18 protein-coding genes and 1 pseudogene are annotated in these 16169 nt (G+C 62.7%); 9 read left to right on the top strand and 10 right to left on the bottom strand.

Features of this window, described 5'->3' with window-relative positions:
- On the top strand, positions 1–482 hold a 482-nt coding region (locus tag HLUSI_RS27735), incomplete at its 5' end, for a LysR substrate-binding domain-containing protein (RefSeq protein WP_016833630.1).
- Between the two features lie 29 nt (positions 483–511).
- Here HLUSI_RS27735 and HLUSI_RS0108880 read toward each other — a convergent pair.
- Entirely contained in the window at positions 512–895 is a 384-nt protein-coding gene (locus HLUSI_RS0108880; protein ID WP_016833629.1) for a hypothetical protein, read from the bottom strand.
- A gap of 95 nt (positions 896–990) precedes the next feature.
- Entirely contained in the window at positions 991–2187 is a 1197-nt protein-coding gene (locus HLUSI_RS0108875) for a methyltransferase (protein ID WP_016833628.1), read from the bottom strand.
- 248 nt (positions 2188–2435) lie between these two features.
- Between HLUSI_RS0108875 and HLUSI_RS0108870 the strand changes: the two genes are divergently transcribed.
- Together HLUSI_RS0108870 and HLUSI_RS0108865 are read left to right on the top strand one after the other, a co-directional pair.
- Positions 2436–2738, top strand: a complete 303-nt coding sequence (locus HLUSI_RS0108870) for a hypothetical protein (protein WP_016833627.1) — start codon at positions 2436–2438, stop codon at positions 2736–2738.
- 16 nt (positions 2739–2754) lie between these two features.
- Positions 2755–3198, top strand: a complete 444-nt coding sequence (locus HLUSI_RS0108865; protein WP_016833626.1) for a universal stress protein — start codon at positions 2755–2757, stop codon at positions 3196–3198.
- A gap of 81 nt (positions 3199–3279) precedes the next feature.
- Here the strand turns inward: HLUSI_RS0108865 and HLUSI_RS0108860 are convergent, their stop codons facing one another.
- The 3 genes from HLUSI_RS0108860 to HLUSI_RS0108850 form a co-directional block, all read right to left on the bottom strand.
- Positions 3280–4128: a pirin family protein gene (locus tag HLUSI_RS0108860; RefSeq protein ID WP_016833625.1), complete on the bottom strand. Its 849-nt coding sequence runs from the start codon at positions 4126–4128 to the stop codon at positions 3280–3282.
- A gap of 28 nt (positions 4129–4156) precedes the next feature.
- The gene (locus tag HLUSI_RS0108855; RefSeq protein WP_016833624.1) at positions 4157–5017 is read right to left on the bottom strand and encodes a pirin family protein; all 861 of its coding nucleotides are present in this window, start codon (positions 5015–5017) and stop codon (positions 4157–4159) included.
- 100 nt (positions 5018–5117) lie between these two features.
- A complete protein-coding gene (locus tag HLUSI_RS0108850) occupies positions 5118–5501 on the bottom strand; it encodes a DoxX family protein (RefSeq protein ID WP_016833623.1) in 384 nt (127 codons plus the stop codon).
- 184 nt (positions 5502–5685) lie between these two features.
- Between HLUSI_RS0108850 and HLUSI_RS0108845 the strand changes: the two genes are divergently transcribed.
- Positions 5686–6606: a LysR family transcriptional regulator gene (locus HLUSI_RS0108845; protein WP_016833622.1), complete on the top strand. Its 921-nt coding sequence runs from the start codon at positions 5686–5688 to the stop codon at positions 6604–6606.
- A gap of 30 nt (positions 6607–6636) precedes the next feature.
- Here HLUSI_RS0108845 and HLUSI_RS0108840 read toward each other — a convergent pair whose 3' ends face one another.
- Entirely contained in the window at positions 6637–7611 is a 975-nt protein-coding gene (locus HLUSI_RS0108840; RefSeq protein WP_016833621.1) for a GlxA family transcriptional regulator, read from the bottom strand.
- A 54-nt stretch (positions 7612–7665) separates the two neighbouring features.
- Positions 7666–8931 (bottom strand): MFS transporter, encoded by a 1266-nt coding sequence (locus HLUSI_RS27730; RefSeq protein WP_016833620.1) that lies wholly within the window; start codon positions 8929–8931, stop codon positions 7666–7668.
- 132 nt (positions 8932–9063) lie between these two features.
- Between HLUSI_RS27730 and HLUSI_RS0108830 the strand changes: the two genes are divergently transcribed.
- From HLUSI_RS0108830 to HLUSI_RS0108810, 5 genes are all read left to right on the top strand, one after another.
- On the top strand, positions 9064–9594 hold the full coding sequence (locus HLUSI_RS0108830; protein ID WP_016833619.1) for an isochorismatase family protein: 531 nt from the start codon (positions 9064–9066) through the stop codon (positions 9592–9594).
- A 236-nt stretch (positions 9595–9830) separates the two neighbouring features.
- Positions 9831–10598, top strand: a complete 768-nt coding sequence (fnr, locus tag HLUSI_RS0108825) for a fumarate/nitrate reduction transcriptional regulator Fnr (protein WP_016833618.1) — start codon at positions 9831–9833, stop codon at positions 10596–10598.
- Between the two features lie 55 nt (positions 10599–10653).
- The gene (locus HLUSI_RS0108820) at positions 10654–11397 is read left to right on the top strand and encodes a phosphatase PAP2 family protein (protein WP_016833617.1); all 744 of its coding nucleotides are present in this window, start codon (positions 10654–10656) and stop codon (positions 11395–11397) included.
- A 22-nt stretch (positions 11398–11419) separates the two neighbouring features.
- Positions 11420–12493: a diacylglycerol/lipid kinase family protein gene (locus HLUSI_RS27725; RefSeq protein ID WP_016833616.1), complete on the top strand. Its 1074-nt coding sequence runs from the start codon at positions 11420–11422 to the stop codon at positions 12491–12493.
- 1 nt (position 12494) lies between these two features.
- Positions 12495–13307: a metallophosphoesterase family protein gene (locus HLUSI_RS0108810; protein ID WP_016833615.1), complete on the top strand. Its 813-nt coding sequence runs from the start codon at positions 12495–12497 to the stop codon at positions 13305–13307.
- An 84-nt stretch (positions 13308–13391) separates the two neighbouring features.
- On the opposite strand, the gene HLUSI_RS0108805 is transcribed toward HLUSI_RS0108810, so the two are convergent.
- The 3 genes and pseudogenes from HLUSI_RS0108805 to HLUSI_RS31440 all read right to left on the bottom strand — a co-directional run.
- Positions 13392–13691, bottom strand: coding sequence for a hypothetical protein (locus HLUSI_RS0108805; protein ID WP_016833614.1), 300 nt, complete (start codon positions 13689–13691; stop codon positions 13392–13394).
- Positions 13692–13884: 193 nt separating this feature from the next.
- A complete protein-coding gene (locus HLUSI_RS0108800) occupies positions 13885–15342 on the bottom strand; it encodes a cobyric acid synthase (protein WP_029363306.1) in 1458 nt (485 codons plus the stop codon).
- Between the two features lie 46 nt (positions 15343–15388).
- Positions 15389–16169 (bottom strand): annotated as a pseudogene (locus HLUSI_RS31440) (aminotransferase class I/II-fold pyridoxal phosphate-dependent enzyme); the annotation flags it as partial.

Here is a 16169-nt window from a genome sequence, read left to right as displayed (position 1 = left end):
CGGCCGGGGGCGCGCCGCAGCGGGCCGGCATCGTCAGCGAAGCGATCGGCTCGGAAACCATCGTGCCGCTGTGTTCGCCCGCGCTGCTCAGGGACAAACCCGACGCCTTGACGCTGGCCGATATTGCCGACATGACATTGATCCAGTCCACGCTCAATCCGGTGCGCTGGAGCGACTGGTTTGCGCTGAACGGCATGAAACTGCCGCCCGGACGGCCGATGCCGTCATTCGACCGTGCCTCGCTGGCGCTGGCGGCCGCCGTCAACAGTGTCGGGATTGCATTGGAGAGCACCCGCCTGGCGGAACAGGAAATCGCCAACGGCGAACTGGTGCGACTCGATGGGGGAGAACTGAAATCGGTCCTGCGCGAAACCCATTTCCTGAGTTATCGCGAGGGCGAAAAGAACAGCAAGAAGATCATGCGCTTTCGCGACTGGCTGTTCTTGCAGGCGGGATTAAATGCAGAACTAAATCAAGCGTAAACAATGACCTGCGCCTGATTCTTCACAAATCACTTCCACTCCAGGATGGCGTTCTTCCGGTCCAGCCAATGCACCTTCACGGTCGCCGCATTGACCTTGCGGCCGGCGCAGGCGCTGGCCGCAAGCGCGAACGGCGTGTCGTAGTAACGACCGTCGTTGGATGAACGCATGCGCGTCTGCGGCGCATTCTGCGCCAGCCATTCACCGGCGTTGGTGCGCATGTAAATCATGCAGGCGCTGCCGCTGGTGTCGGCCACTTCGCACTTGCAGGTGTTGGCGCTGGTGGTGACGACCGGCTTGTCCGGCTCCGGGCGTTCGTAGCCGAGCGGATACGGCAGGCGCGGTTGCGGCTGTGCCGACGCCAAGCTCGCTGTCCCCAAGGTCAAAGCGATGATGAGTGAAATTGCTTTCATTGACATGCCTTTCGGACAATAAAATCAGCCATCGACAACCTCAGAAAACACGTTAGTTATCGATGACAATCAATTGTTTATATTGATTATTTTAACTATTTAGTCTTCAGTACCCACAACGATGTCACTTCCTTCACGCGCGCGGCATGCAGTGGATCTTCTGCATCGCTGGAACGCGGATGGCGCGGCTTGATGTCTTGCTTCAATGCCACGCGCAGTCCCGCCTTGTCGAACATCGCCTGCAATTCAGCACGCGAGCGCAAGCCGAGATGTTCGGCGAAATCGGACAGGATCAGCCAGCCCTCGCCGTTCGGCGTCAGATGCGCCGCCAGTCCGTCGAGGAAGCCGCGCAGCATGCGGCTGTCCGGATCGTAGATCGCGTGCTCGATCGGCGAGCTCGGCTTGGCCGGGACCCACGGCGGATTGCAGACAATCAACGGCGCCTGGCCGGGCGGGAACAGATCGGCGGCGACCAGTTCGACCTGCTTGTCGACGCCGAGGCGCTGCAGGTTTTCCGCCGCGCATTCCAGTGCGCGGGTGCTCTGATCGGTGGCGACGATGCGCTTGACGCCCCGCTTTGCCAGCAAGGCCGCCAGCACGCCGGTGCCGGTGCCGATGTCGAACGCCAGTTGCACGGACGGCAAGTTGGCGCGTCCGATCAGGTCGATGTATTCGCCGCGCACCGGGGAGAACACGCCGTAATACGGATGGATACTGCCGTCCAGCGCCGGGACCGGCACGCCCTTCTTGCGCCACTCATGTGCGCCGATCAGGCCGAGCACTTCGCGCAGGGTCGCCACGCTGGCTTCCTTGCCTGCGCCATACACTTCTTCACAAGCCTGGCTGACGTCGGGCGCGCGGCGCAGCGGGATGGCGTAGTCGGCTTCCAGCGGCACCAGCAGCATGCCGAGGATGCGCGCGCGTTGCGCCTGCGCCTGGCGATGCTGGTGGAATGTCTGGGTGATGGTGGGCGCAGGCGTAGCTTTTTTCCCGGCTTCTTTCTTGTCCGCCTTGTCTTTCTTGTCGGCGGTCCTGGTCGACTTGCGCTCGGACTGCTTGTCGATACGACGAGCCAGCGCCTGCAGCAATTGCCGTGCGTTCTGGAAGTCGCCGCGCCAGAGCAGGCCGGTGCCTTCGCAGACCAGTTTGTAGGCAACATCGGCAGGGATGCGATCGTCGGCGACGATGACGCGCTTGGGCGGCGGATTGCCGGCTTCGGAGCGCCAGCGGGCGGAACGATTTTCCTCTGCTTCGGTCCAGCTTATAAGAGGGAAATCAGGGGAATCGTTCATGGTGATGCTTTCTTGAGTTGATACCAGAGCTGGAGATGGGACTGCAACCGATGCTGGAGTTGATGAGGTAATGGCCTGCCGCAGTGTAACAAATGTGGAGACCGGAACTCTCGCCAGCACAAACTCTCCACATCTCTTATCATGGGCCGTTGAATATTCAACAACGCGCGACTTGCCGACATTGCAAGTTTTACGTGAAGTTTCGATTAATCCCGATTGATCTCCCTCAACCACAGCCCGGAGCCGACATGTCAGATCCCATTCTGCGTCAAGACGATGCCAACCACGTGCGACTCAAGCATATCCTGGCCGAACTGGAACAGGCGCTGCAAGACATTCCTGCCGACTCGCCGCAAGCCGCATTGCTGCGCAAGGATTTCGCCTTGCTCAAGAGCCATCTCGACAGCCCCGGGATCGAAGCCGCGGTCCTGCGCGAACACATCGGCAAGACCCGCAATTCGGCGCAGGACCTGATGGATTCCGTGGAAGGCGCGATCCTCAAGGACAGCCCCTACGTCGCCGAACTCGGCCGCATTCTCGGCATGATCTGAACCTGAGGACACACGCATGTACGCAAAGATCCTCGTTCCTGTCGACGGCAGCCATACTGCCAATCAGGCCCTGGACGAAGCCATCAAACTGGCTAAAGCGCTCGGCAGCACCATCGAAGTCCTGCACGTGGTCGACAATAGCCATCTGCTCTACGACACCGGCCTCAGCGGTGTGCACGATAGTGTGGTCGACGTCGGCCAGACCATCCTCGAACAAGCCAGGTCGCGTATCGCCTCGGCCGGGCTGCGCAGCGAAATCCGCCTGGTCGAAGAACCGGTTGCGCTGGGCGACATTCCCGGCGCCATCCTCAAGGCGGCCAAGGACAGCAAGGCGGAATTGGTCGTGATCGGTTCGCACGGCCGCACCGGTTTCCGCAAACTGGTGCTGGGCAGCGTGGCCGAGAAGGTCATGCATCAATGTCCGTTGCCGGTGTGGATCATCCGCGGCAAGGAAACCTGAACGCTTCCGCACAATGAAAAACGCCCTGGCAATCAGGGCGTTTTTTGTTTCCGGCATCCGGTTCGTTGCCAGAAAAAATGCTTACTTCTCCGGCAATGGAATCCATTCCACCTCGCCCGGGATCGCGCCAAACACGTCACGGTCCTGCGCCCGCCATGCCAGCTTGGCGCTATCGATCAATTCCTTGCTGCTGGCCACGAAATTCCACCAGACGAAGCGCGGACCGTCGATCGGCTCGCCGCCCAGCACCATGAACAAGGTGTCGTCCTGCGCCGTCAGCAGCACGTCAATGCCCGGCTCCAGGATCGCCAGCACGCCGGCTTCCAGCGCTTCGCCGTCAAGCGTCGCTGCACCCGTGACGACATACACCGAGCGTTCGCTGTAATCGGCCGGCAGACTCAGCGTGCCGCCGGCCTTGATGCGACCGCACACATACAGCGTGGGGCTGGAGGTCTTCACCGGCGACTCATGGCCGTAAGCCTTGCCGGCCAGCAGATGCAGACTGGCGGCGCCCACCTCGATGCGCGGCATATCGTCTTCCGCATAATGGTGGAAACTGGCGTCGCCCTGCTCCTGGTCCTTCGGCAAGGCCACCCACATTTGCAGGCCGTGCACCGGCACCTTGTCGTTGCGGATGTCGTCCGGGACGCGTTCGGAATGCACGATGCCGCGCCCCGCCGCCATCCAGTTGACCGCGCCCGGCGTGATCCGCTGCACCACGCCGAGGCTGTCGCGATGCATCATGGCGCCGGAAAACAGATACGTCACCGTCGCCAGGCCGATATGCGGATGCGGACGCACGACCGGCCCCATGTGATCGAAGAACACGAACGGACCGACCGTGCGGGCCGCCGCCGCCGGCAACAGGCGCCGCACCGGGAAACCGATGTCGCGCACTAGGCCGTGGATCAGATGACGAATGCTGCTCATGGGGCGTTCCTTATCAAAGAGTTATGGTTCAAAACTTGCCTGCGCGGAAGTCGTCGATGGCCTGCTCGACTTCTTCACGGGTGTTCATGACGAACGGTCCCCATTGCGCGATCGGCTCATTGAGCGGCTGGCCGGCGATCAACAGGAAGCGGCTCTCCTTGCTTGCCTCGATTTCCACCCCGTCCACTCCTTCAGCACCGGCGGTATTGCTCAGGATCGCCATGCGCCCCGCTGCGGCCACGCGCTGGTCTTGTCCGACCAGCAATTCGCCTTCGTACACATACAGGAAGGCATTATGCGTCGCCGGAATCGGCAAGGCGAGCCGTTTGTCGGCTTGCACGTGCAGGTCCAGATACAGAGGCGCCGTGGTCGGACGTTCAACCGCGCCCTTGACGCCGAATGCCTGGCCAGCCAGCACGCGCACCTGCACGCCATCCTGGGGCGTCACTTCGGGAATCTGCGCCGACGGAATGTCGCTGTAGCCCGGCGTGGTCATCTTGTCGCGTCCGGCCAGGTTGACCCACAGCTGGAAACCGCTCATGAGGCCGTCTTCCTGCTCCGGCAATTCCGAGTGAACGAGACCACGGCCGGCGGTCATCCATTGCATGCCGCCCGGTTCCAGCAGGCCTTCATTGCCGGCGTTGTCGCGGTGGCGCATGCGTCCTTGCAGCATGTAGGTGACGGTTTCAAAGCCGCGATGCGGATGGTCGGGGAAACCGGCCAGGTAATCATCGGGTTTGTCCGAATGGAATGCGTCCAGCATCAGGAAAGGATCCAGGCGGCGTTGCAGATCATGCGTCAGCACACGGGTAAGGCTGACACCGGCGCCATCCTGGGTCGGGATGCCGTTGACCAGCCGTTCCAGCTGGCGGGTAAAAGTGGTGCTCATGGTGTTTCTCCTGTGGATAGAGGTGTGGCAGTGGATGCGCTGCCGCACCTTGTTACCAGATTGTTGCGATTGCAGTTTTATCAACGATGCGGCAGGCAGCTCATTCGTCGGCAGGCTTCACCGACCAGACGATCAGCAGACCGCCGATGAGAGACACATTCTTCAGGAAATGTGTCAGCTGGCCTTGCATGGCGGCAGCGTCGACAGCCCAGAAGCGATGTGCCGCCAGCGTCGCGCCGACGGTGAAGATGGCGATCAGCAATGCGGCAGGACGGGCAAAACGGCTGCCTGTCAGCAACAGCAGGCCGGCGCCGACTTCCACCAGGATCGTGACGATCACGGCCACTGTCGGAACGGGAATGCCGAGGCTGCCCATGTAACCGACCGTGCCGGAAAAGCCGATGATCTTGAAGATGCCCGAAATGACGAACAGCGATGCCAGCAGGACGCGGCCGACGGTGAAAGCGGATTTGGAAATGATCATGATGAAACTCCCTCGAATGAATAATGGATGATGTGGTGTTGGATTTGTGAATCTGATCTGTGGATCTTTATAAATCTGAGCAACGATGTTTCAGAAAGCAGAGTCAGAATAATGCGAATGATCGCCACAAGAAATTGATTATTTTTCTATAATCACTATCTAATAATTAGATAATGTTATCGATATGAACATAGAACGCTTTTCCCTCGACCAGCTGCGCGTATTCGTCCAGGTGGCCGACAGCGGCAGTTTCCTGGCGGCCGCACGCGTCCTCGCCCGGGCCCAGTCGGCAGTCAGCTACGCCATCGGCACGCTGGAAAGCCAGCTCAACGTCGCCTTGTTCGACCGCAGCGGCTATCGCCCGCAACTGACCGACGCCGGCGAGGCGCTGCTGCGCGATGCGCGCCAGGTATTGGATCAGGTCGATTCGCTGCAAGTACGCGCCAGCGCGTTTTCGCAGGGGCAGGAACTGGAAGTGGCGCTGGCGGTGGACGTGTTCTTCCCCACCGATTGCCTGGTCGACCTGCTGCGCCGCTTTCGCGACGTCTTTCCGGCGGTGACGGTGCGGCTGGAAGTGGAAGCGCTGGGCGCGGTGGCAGAGCGCGTGCTCGACGGCCGCGCCATGCTGGGCATCCTCGGCACGCTGCCGACCACGCCGCCCAATCTGCTGCGCGTGACCTTGCCCAGCGTGATGGTGGTGGGCGTGGTGTCGCCGCAGCATCCGCTGGCGGCGGTCAAGGGCAGGATTCCGGACAAGCTGCTGGCGCAGCAGACGCAACTGGTGCTGAGCGACCGCAGCGAACTGACTGCGCGCCAGGACTTCTCGGTGCACTCCCGGCTGTCGTGGCGCATGAGCGACCTCGGCACCAAGCACGCGCTGCTGCGCGCGGCCATGGGCTGGGGTTATATGCCGGAGCATGTGGTCAAGGACGATCTGAAATCGGGCAAGCTGGTGCGCATCCAGACATCGCAACACTCGCCGGAAGGCATGGCCTTGCCGATCCAGTGCGTGTACCGGCCCGACTATCGCGCCGGGCCGGCCTTGTCGTGGTGGCTGGATTCGCTGGCGGGGTTGAAGACGCTGGACGGGATCAGCATCATCTGAGATTGCTCAGTGTGCTGCTCAATGCGCTGCTCAATGCGCTGAAAACCGGCTGCGATATTGCGCCGGACTCACGCCAAGCTGGCGCTGGAACACGCGCCGCAGGTTCTGTTCTTCGCCGTGGCCGGTTTCGGTGGCGATGCTCTTGAGCGGCAGATCGGTTTCTTCGAGCGCGCGACAAGCGGCCTCCAGGCGCATGGCTTCGACCGTCTTGGCCGGCGTGCGCCCCTGCTCGGCGACATAGGTGCGGGCGAAGGTGCGCGGGCTCATGTTGACGCGACTGGCCAGATTTTCCACACGCAGATCGTGCTTGAGATTGGAAGCGATCCAGGCATGCAGTTCGGCGAAACGGGCGTTTTCCGACGACTGCGACACCAGCGGCACGCTGAACTGCGACTGCCCGCCCGGCCGCTTGATGAACATCACCAGTTGCCGCGCGGTCGCGATCGCCACTTTGTGGCCGTAGTCCTGTTCCACCAGCGCCAGGGCCAGGTCAATCCCGGCCGTCACGCCGGCCGAGGTCCAGATGTCGCCCTGGCGAATGAAGATCGGTTCGGGATCGACTTCAATCGCCGGAAATTGCTGTTGCAACCGCAGCGCCCAATCCCAGTGCGTGGTCACGCGCTTGCCATCCAGCAGCCCGGTCGCCGCCAGCAGGAAGGCGCCGGTGCAGACCGAACACACCCGTCGCGCCCTCCCGGCATGCTGTCTGATCCACGCCACCAAGGCAGGATCAGTCTCGAAGCGTTCGCCGACGCTGCCGCCCGGTGCGATGATGGTGTCGATGTCCAATTGGTCGAGCGCATCCAGCGCTTCGGTCTCGACGCTCAGTCCGGCGCCGGTCATCAAGGCGCCGCCGTGCGACGACAGCACGCGCACTTCATACAGGGGACGCGGATCGCTGACGCCTGCCGACGCCGCCACCCGGCCCGCGCTCACGAAGGTTTGCAAGGGGCCGCTGAGGTCGATCAGGTTCATGCCCGGATAGGCCAGCAGGGCGATGCGCAATGGGCTGCGGGGCTTCATGGATGGTCTTGTCCTCGTCCTTGTTTTCTTGTCGGGTCAGTTTGCCGTTGCCGTATTTGCGGCGGCATTCCTGGCTGCGGCGGCATTCGCCAGCATCCACCACACGCTGACGAGCGCGCAGATCAGCAGCAAGGGCAGGATCGCCAGGTTGAGCGCCGACCAGCCGTAGTGTTCCAGCAAGGGGCCGGCGGCCAGCGTCGCCAATGCGGTAGCAGCATAGCGCAAAAATTCCGACAATCCCTGCGCGCGGGCGCGTTCGCTGGGCCGGTACGATTGCGCCAGCAAGGTGGTGCCGCCGACGAACATGAAATTCCAGCCCACGCCCAGGCACAGCAAGGCCACGTAGAACGCCGGCAGGCTGGTCGACGCCATCGCGATCAGCGCGCACGCCAGGTTGAGCGCGACGCCCGCCAGCACCACCGGACCAAGTCCGCAGCGCTTGATCAGCGCGCCGGCGAAGAAGGACGGCGCGTACATGCCGACCAGATGCCACTGGATGATGGCGGCGCCGTCATCGATGCCATGATGGCAGGCCACTGCCGCCAAGGGCGCTGCGGTCATGATGAACATCATCACCATGGAACCGGCCACGTTGTTGGCCACCGACGCCAGGAAGACCGGGGTGCGCACGATCTGCCCCAGCGCACGCGCCGGGGCGCCATCGCTCTCTGTGCGCACCGCCGCCACCGGCTGGTCGCGATAGAACAGCAGCAAGGCCAGCACCGACAGCAAGCCCATGGCCGCCACCACCAGGTAGGCCCCGGCAAAGAGCGCCGTCGGAATCCAGTCCTTGCTCCACGACGCCAGCGCCGGCCCCAGCACGGCGGCAATCACGCCGCCGGTCAGTACGGTAGAAATGGCGCGGCTCTTGAATTCGGCGCTCACCGCGTCGGCCGCCGCCAGCCGGTAATACTGGGCGAAAGCCTGGAACACGCCGACCCCGGCGGTGCCGATACAGAAGCTCCAGAAATGTCCGTGGAACACCGACCACACAGAAATCGCCCCGCCAATCGCACCGGCCAGCGCACCCAGCGCAAAGCTCAGCCGCCTTCCGAGCCGCTGGATCAGGAACGCTGCAAACCAGGTCACCACCGCCCCGGCCACCGTGATCAATGCGAACGGCAGCGTCGCCAGCGACTTGTCCGGCGCCAGCTGGTAGCCGGTCAGCGCCGTCAGCGTCAGGTCGATCGAAATGGCGCAGGTAAACAGGCCCTGGCATATAGCCAGGATCCGGGCGTTGCGATACCCTGACCCATAAGAATCGGGTAAGGAAGCCCGGCTAAGATCCTTGTGTCGATGCAATTTTGGCAAGCTCACGGACTTCCTTCAGAACAATGGCGATGGTGGAATTGTCGAATTCGTATGCAATGGGGTCAATGACACAAAACATTCAATTCCTGCCATCATCGCCTTACCTCGTCCGGGGAGAACACCATGCTGATGAACGCCAATGAATCCGCCCTGCTGATCATCGATGTGCAGGAAAAACTGATGCCCGCGATCCACGACGGCGCCAACGTGCTGACACAGAACATCCGCCTGGCGACCATCGCCAGCCTGCTTGGACTGCCCGTCATCGCCACCGAGCAGACGCCCGAAAAACTTGGTCCCAATCATCCCGACATCAAACGCCTGTGCGACCGCACGCTTGCCAAGACGCATTTCGACGCCTGCGTCGACGGCTTGCCCGCGACCTTCCTGCCGGCCTGCAAGGAAGTCGTCGTCAGCGGCTGCGAAGCCCACGTCTGCATGCTGCAAACCGCCATGACGCTATTGCAGAACGGCTATCGCGTGTGGGTCGTGACCGACGCCACCGGCTCGCGCAAGACCGCCGACCGCGACGCTGCCTTCGCGCGACTGCGCGGCGCCGGTGCGGTGCCGGTGACACTGGAGATGGTGGCCTATGAATGGCTGGGACAAAGCAGCCATCCGCAATTCAGGGAGGTGTTGAAACTGGTCAAATAGACCATTTTTCCCGGTTGTCAGGAAGACATTCTCACGTAACTGAAAAGTACCTATCTACGTAAACCGATGAAAGTTTCACTCTCCGTCCCGCTCAATACGTCAAATTGGCGGGAATTGTGGTAAAACTAGACAAAAAATATGCAGCGCAGCCGCATGAGATTGTGGTGCAAGCACAAATCATCACGCCAAGCCCTGGCCAGCCGACGCCGCCACAACAAAGAGGAACTCCAACCGTTATGTCCAGCCTACCCGCTTCCACCCACAAGCATTCGCCTCCCCCGGTCAACCTGCATGCGCTGCGCGCCAGCTGTTCGGCCTGCAGCATGCACCAGCTGTGCCTGCCCATGGGCCTGGACCAGGGCGACATGCAGCGCCTGGACCAGATCATCGGCCGCCGCCGCCGCATCAAGCGCGACCAGAGCCTGTATCGCATGGGCGATGCGTTCGACATGCTGTACGCAATCCGGCTCGGCCATTTCAAGACTTACCAGGTCAACAGCAACGGTTCCCAGCAGATCACCGGTTTCCAGATGGCAGGCGAACTGCTCGGCATGGACGCCATCGGCACCGGTCGCCATCAGTGCGAAGCGGTTGCGCTGGAAGACAGCGAGGTCTGCGAAATCCCGTTCAGCCGGCTGGAAGAATTGTTCCAGGACATGCCGGTGCTGCTACGCCAGTTCCACCGCATCATGAGCAAGGAAATCTCGCGCGAGCAAGGCGTCATGCTCACGCTCAACAGCATGAGCGCACAACAGAAGCTGGCCGCTTTCCTGGTCAACCTGTCCACGCGTTACGCCACGCGCGGCTACTCGGCGAGCCGGTTCCAGTTGCGCATGACGCGCGAAGAAATCGGCAACTACCTGGGCCTGGCGGTGGAAAGCGTGAGCCGCCTGCTGACCAACTTCAAGAAGTCCGGCGTGATCGAGGTCAACCACCGCGACGTCGAGCTGTGCGACCTGCCAACCCTGCGCGCGGTGGCGCTGGGCAACGATCCCTGCGCCTGAGTCGGGACTGCACCGGCCTTGCCGCCTGGCCCCCCAGAGACGTTAGAATGGGCGGATGACAGAACGACATCTCTCCGCCCCCCGCTCTCCTGGCGCCTTCAAGCGCTTCCTGCACGCCCGCCTGGCGCGTGATCACCATCTGGGCCTGCCGCTGAGCACGGGTCTGTTGGCCGTGCTTGCCACGGCCCTGCTGTTTGCGCTCATCGCCTACGAAGTCCATACCCACGGCGCCCTCACGCGCCTGGATCAGCAACTGGCCGACTGGTTCAACCAGCGCGCCTTCTCGCCCCTGACCGAACTGGTGCTGGGCTATACCCATCTGCACGGCACCATCGGCGTGCTGGCGATGAGCGCGGTGCTGGCGTTTTTCCTGTTCCGGCAACGGCCGCGAGCAAGCGCCTGGCTGCTGACGCTGGCAGTCACGGTGCCGGGCGGGATGCTGTTCAACTATTGGCTGAAATTCCAGTTCCAGCGCGTCCGCCCGCATTTCGAACAACCCATTCTGGTACTGCATAGCTACAGCTTTCCCAGCGGGCACACCATCGGCGCAACCTTGTTCTACAGCGTGCTGGCGGCATGGCTGGCGAGCTTGCCGGGCAACCATGCGCGTCGGCCGGCAATCATTATCATCACGACAATACTGACGATGATGACCGCGCTGAGCCGGCTCTACCTCGGGGCGCATTTCTTCAGCGACGTGCTGGCGGCGATGCTGGAAGGCCTGGCCTGGTTCGCCTTGTGGGCGACGATTATTTTTACCGTGCAGCGGCACCAATTGGCGAGAAAGTCTTCAAACTGATTTTGACGACCACTTTCTGCCAATGACAATAAGACCAGCAACAGAATCCGCATCAACAGTCGAGTCGCCTCGCAGTCCTTCGCCTCGCAGTCCTTACTCCCCCGCCCTTCAGGTCGCCGTCATCATCAACGCCCACGCCGGCGGCGGCCATGCTGATGAACTGGCGCAACGCGTCGCCGACGGCTTTCGGCAACATCAGGTCGAAGCGCACGTCACGCTGGCAGCAGACGGCGCTGCCCTCATCGACGCCGCACGCGTGGCGCTTGAAGACGGCGCCGACATCATCGTGGCCGGCGGCGGCGACGGCAGCGTCAATGCGGTGGCATCGGTGGTCAGCGGCAGCAAGGCCGCGTTCGGCGTACTGCCGCTGGGCACGCTCAACCATTTTGCCAAGGACCTCAATATCCCGCTCGCGCTCGACGACGCCATCCGCAACATCGTCGAAGGACGTCGTCTCGCCATCGACACCGGCGAAGTCAACGGCGTGCTGTTCATCAACAATTCCAGCCTGGGTTTGTATCCCGACATCGTGCGTGATCGCGAAAAGCAGCAGAACCGCCTCGGCCGCGGCAAATGGCTGGCGTTCTGCTGGGCCGCGATGGGCGCGTTGCGACGCTATCCCTTCCTTGATGTGCGCCTCGATGTGCTCATGGGCACCAAGGACGGCGGCAATGCAGAAAGCCATCATCGCCGCACGCCCTTCGTCTTCATCGGCAACAACGAATACCTGATGGACGGCCTCAACATCGGCAAGCGCAACAGCTTGTCCGAAGGCAAGCTGAGCCTCTACGTCTGTCACCGCACCGGCCGCCTCGGCCTGGTCCGGCTGGCGCTGCACGCGCTGTTCGGGCGCCTCCGGCAAGCGCGCGACTTCGACATGCTGAGCGCGGCCGAGATCGAAATCGACACCCGCCACCGCCACGGCCAACATCGCATCAAGCGCCTGCGCGTCGCCACCGACGGCGAGGTCACCATCATGCAGACGCCACTGGTCTATCGCATACGGCCGGCGTCGCTGACGGTGATCGTGCCCACCGTCCCGGATGCAGACCCGGATCCTGAAGAAACCCGTACATTCACAGAACAGAAGGCATGACATGCGCACCATCGTCCATCTCTCCGACCTGCACTTCGGCCGCATTGACGAAGCGCTGATCGCCCCGATCATTGCGCAGATACACGAACTTGCGCCGGACCTCATCGTTGTCTCCGGCGACCTGACCCAACGCGCGCGCTCCGAGCAGTTCCGCGAAGCGCGCCAGTTCCTCGACGCCCTGCCGCAGCCGCAGATCGTGGTGCCCGGCAACCACGATATTCCGCTGTTCAACGTCGCGGCACGCTTCTTCAGTCCGCTGACCAAGTATCGCCGCCACATCACCGAACAACTGCAGCCGATTTTCATCGACGAGGAAATCGCCGTCATCGGCATCAACACGGCGCGCTCGCTGACCATCAAGGATGGCCGCGTCAACGATCGCCAGATCGAGGTTGCGCGGCGCGAACTGGCGGCAGTCGACGATCACGTCGTCAAGATCATCGTCACCCATCATCCCTTCGACCTGCCGCCCGGACCGCAGCACCATGGCCTGGTCGGCCAGGCGCTGCCAGCCATGCGCGCCTTTGCGCTATGCGGCGCGGACCTGCTGCTGGCCGGCCATGTCCACGCCAGTTCAGCCGTGAGCAGCGCGGCGCGCTACCGCATCGCCGGTTATTCGGCGCTGGTGGTGCAGGCGGGAACGGCCACCTCGACCCGGGGCCGGGGCGAGGCCAATTCCTTCAATGTGTTGCGCGTGGAGGCGCATCACATCCTCGTGGAACGGATGCATTGGCAAGTTGAGCAGGGAAAGTTCACGCTCGGCGCAACCGACGCTTTCGAGCAACGCGGCAATGAATGGTTTGCCGCGCCATGAAGACAAAAGGCTCCGTCTCGTGAGAGACGGAGCCTGCAGCAGTGAAGTCCGTATGGGCTTGCGCTTGTCTGATTTACTTCTTCATTACCTCTTCGCGCCCGGGTTGCCCTTCATGTCCGGGTTGTTCGCGGGAATGCTCTTGTCGTCGCCGTCACCGCCGGACGCCTTGCCCATCGCACCGGCCTCTGAAGCGCGTTTCTCCTTGCGCTCTGCCGACCTGGCGGCGTGCGATTTTCCCTTGGCGTTGTCAGTCACCTGGTTGGTTGCATTATTGGCCGGTCCCGTCTTGTCGTCGCCGTCGCCGCCACCTGCATTGACCGCATGTGCCTGAATGCCGGCAGTCATTGCGCCGACCATGAACAACAGGGCAAGTTGCTTCTTCATAGTGATCTCCTTGAGATGGTAAGTAGTCGCCGTTGCAATGCAACCGGCGTACATCCATGGTAGGAGCCCATGAGTTGAAAGGAAGTCGGCGTGTGCCGCGAGCGCACGTCAGAAAAACCATTTCAGTGCTGTCAGGCATTGCCGAATCAGCGACGAACTCGGCATTGTTCGGCTTAGTTCGGCTTAGTTCGGCTTAACTTGTCTGCAAGGTTTTCACCAAGGCATCCAGCAAAGGCTGCGTCGCGTCGGCGACCCGCTCCAGACTCTCTTCGCGCAACTGATTCAGGTCGACCGCCGCAGCGCCGTTCAGACCGGCCCATTCCAGCAGCGCGGCAAACGCCTGCGGCGTATCGAACATGCCGTGCAGATAGCTGCCGAGAATCTGGTCGTCCGCCGAACGCGCGCCTTCCGGACGGCCTTCGACATGAAATGCCGGGCGCTGCAGCGCTGTCCCCGCGGACACGCCCATGTGGATTTCATAGCCGCTGACAGGGACATGGCCAGCGCCGAATTCACAATGCCCCGACACCTGCAGCAATTGTTTTTTCTGCGTCAGTTCGGTTGCCATGTCGAGCAGCCCCAATCCTTCCATGCTGCCGGGCGCGCCCTCCACGCCATGCGGATCGTCGACGCTGGCGCCGAGCATCTGGAAGCCGCCGCAGATGCCGATCACCTTGCCGCCGTAGCGCAGGTGCTTGCGGATCGCATCCGGCCAGCCCTGCTGCCGGAGCCACGCCAGATCATTGCACGTGTTCTTGCTGCCCGGCAGGATGATCAGGTCCGCGGGCGGAATCGGCCGGCCCGGTCCGATGAACTGCAAATCAACCTCCGGATGCGCGCGCAAGGCGTCGAAATCGGTATGGTTGCTGATGCGCGGCAGCACCGGCACGACCACGCGGAACGTTCCTTTGGCGCTTTGACTGGACGCCACCGCATCCTCGGCGTCGAGATGCAGGCCGTGCAGATACGGCAACACCGCCAGCACCGGTTTGCCGGTACGTTGTTCAAGCCAGTCCAGGCCCGGCTGCAACAGGCTGATGTCGCCGCGAAAACGGTTGATCACGAAGCCGACCACGCGCGCCTGCTCGCTCTCGGACAGGCAGGCCAGCGTGCCTGTGAGGTGGGCGAACACGCCGCCGCGGTCGATGTCGGCCACCAGCACGACCGGGCAATCGACCGCTTCGGCGAAACCCATGTTGGCGATATCGCGCGCGCGCAGGTTGATCTCGGCCGGACTGCCCGCCCCCTCGACGATCACGCAAGCGTACTGCGCCCGCAGACGCGCATAGGATTGCAGCACGGCCTGCATGGCTTCGGTCTTGTAGCGGTGATAGTCGCGCGCGTTCATGTCGGCGCGCACCTTGCCGTGCACGATCACTTGCGCGCCGGTGTCGCTGGACGGTTTCAGCAGCACCGGATTCATGTCGGTGTGCGGCGCGATGCCGGCGGCTTGCGCCTGCAAGGCCTGGGCGCGGCCGATCTCGCCGCCGTCGCTGGTCACCGCGCTGTTGAGCGCCATGTTCTGCGGCTTGAACGGCGCCACCTTGACGCCTTGCCGATGCAGCAAACGGCACAACGCCGCCACTACCGTGCTCTTGCCGGCGTCCGAGGTCGTACCCTGCACCATCAACGTGTGGAAAGGAAATGTCATGCAGGGTGCTCCGTCCGCTCTGTGTATTCACGCCACGCCTGCAGCGCCTGTTGCAGCCTGCTTCGTCAGGCGGCAGCCCGAGGCGAATACCGCCTGCGCCGTGCATGAAGAGCCGCACCCAGATGCCCTCGCGCGCCATGCGATCATGGAAGGCGACGGCGTGCGGCTCCGGCCACCACTGATACATGGCGCTGCCGCCGGAGTCGATTCCATATTCGGCCAGCAAGCGCTGCAAACGCTGACCGGCAGCCAGCAAACGCGCTCGCGTGCTTTGCTGCCAGTCGACGTCGCGCAAGGCGGCGATGCCAATCTGCTGCGCCGGTCCGCTCACCGACCAGGGGCCCAGCAACTCGCGCAAGCCGTTCAGGATGTGCTCCTGCGCAGCGACAAATCCGAGTCGCACGCCGGCCAGTCCAAAGAATTTTCCGACCGAACGCAATACGATCAGTCCGGCCTGTGCGCCGGTGTGCGCCGCTACGCTCATGTGCGGCGTAGTGTCGCCGAACGCTTCATCAACCACCAGCCAGCCGCCCCGCGCCGCCAGTCGCTGCGCCCAGCCGAGCAGGACGTCGGGCGCGACGCGCTCGCCGGTCGGGTTGTTCGGATTGCACACCACCATCACGTCGCAAGCATCGACTGCATCGACTGCATCGATGACGTCGGACAAACCGGCATAGCCGACTTCGCGCATCGCATGCCCGGCCTGCTGCCAGCGATGCGCATGCTCGGCATACGCCGGGGCCGCGACGACCACGCGTGCTACGCCGTGCTCGCGCAAACGCAACTGAGGCAATGCCTGGATCGCCGCCTGGGTGCCGGCCACCGGC

The organism is Herbaspirillum lusitanum P6-12 (assembly GCF_000256565.1).
Lineage (GTDB): Bacteria > Pseudomonadota > Gammaproteobacteria > Burkholderiales > Burkholderiaceae_D > Herbaspirillum > Herbaspirillum lusitanum.
The sequence above is the reverse complement of the archived record's forward strand: the minus strand, read 5'-3'. Positions and strand labels throughout refer to the sequence as shown.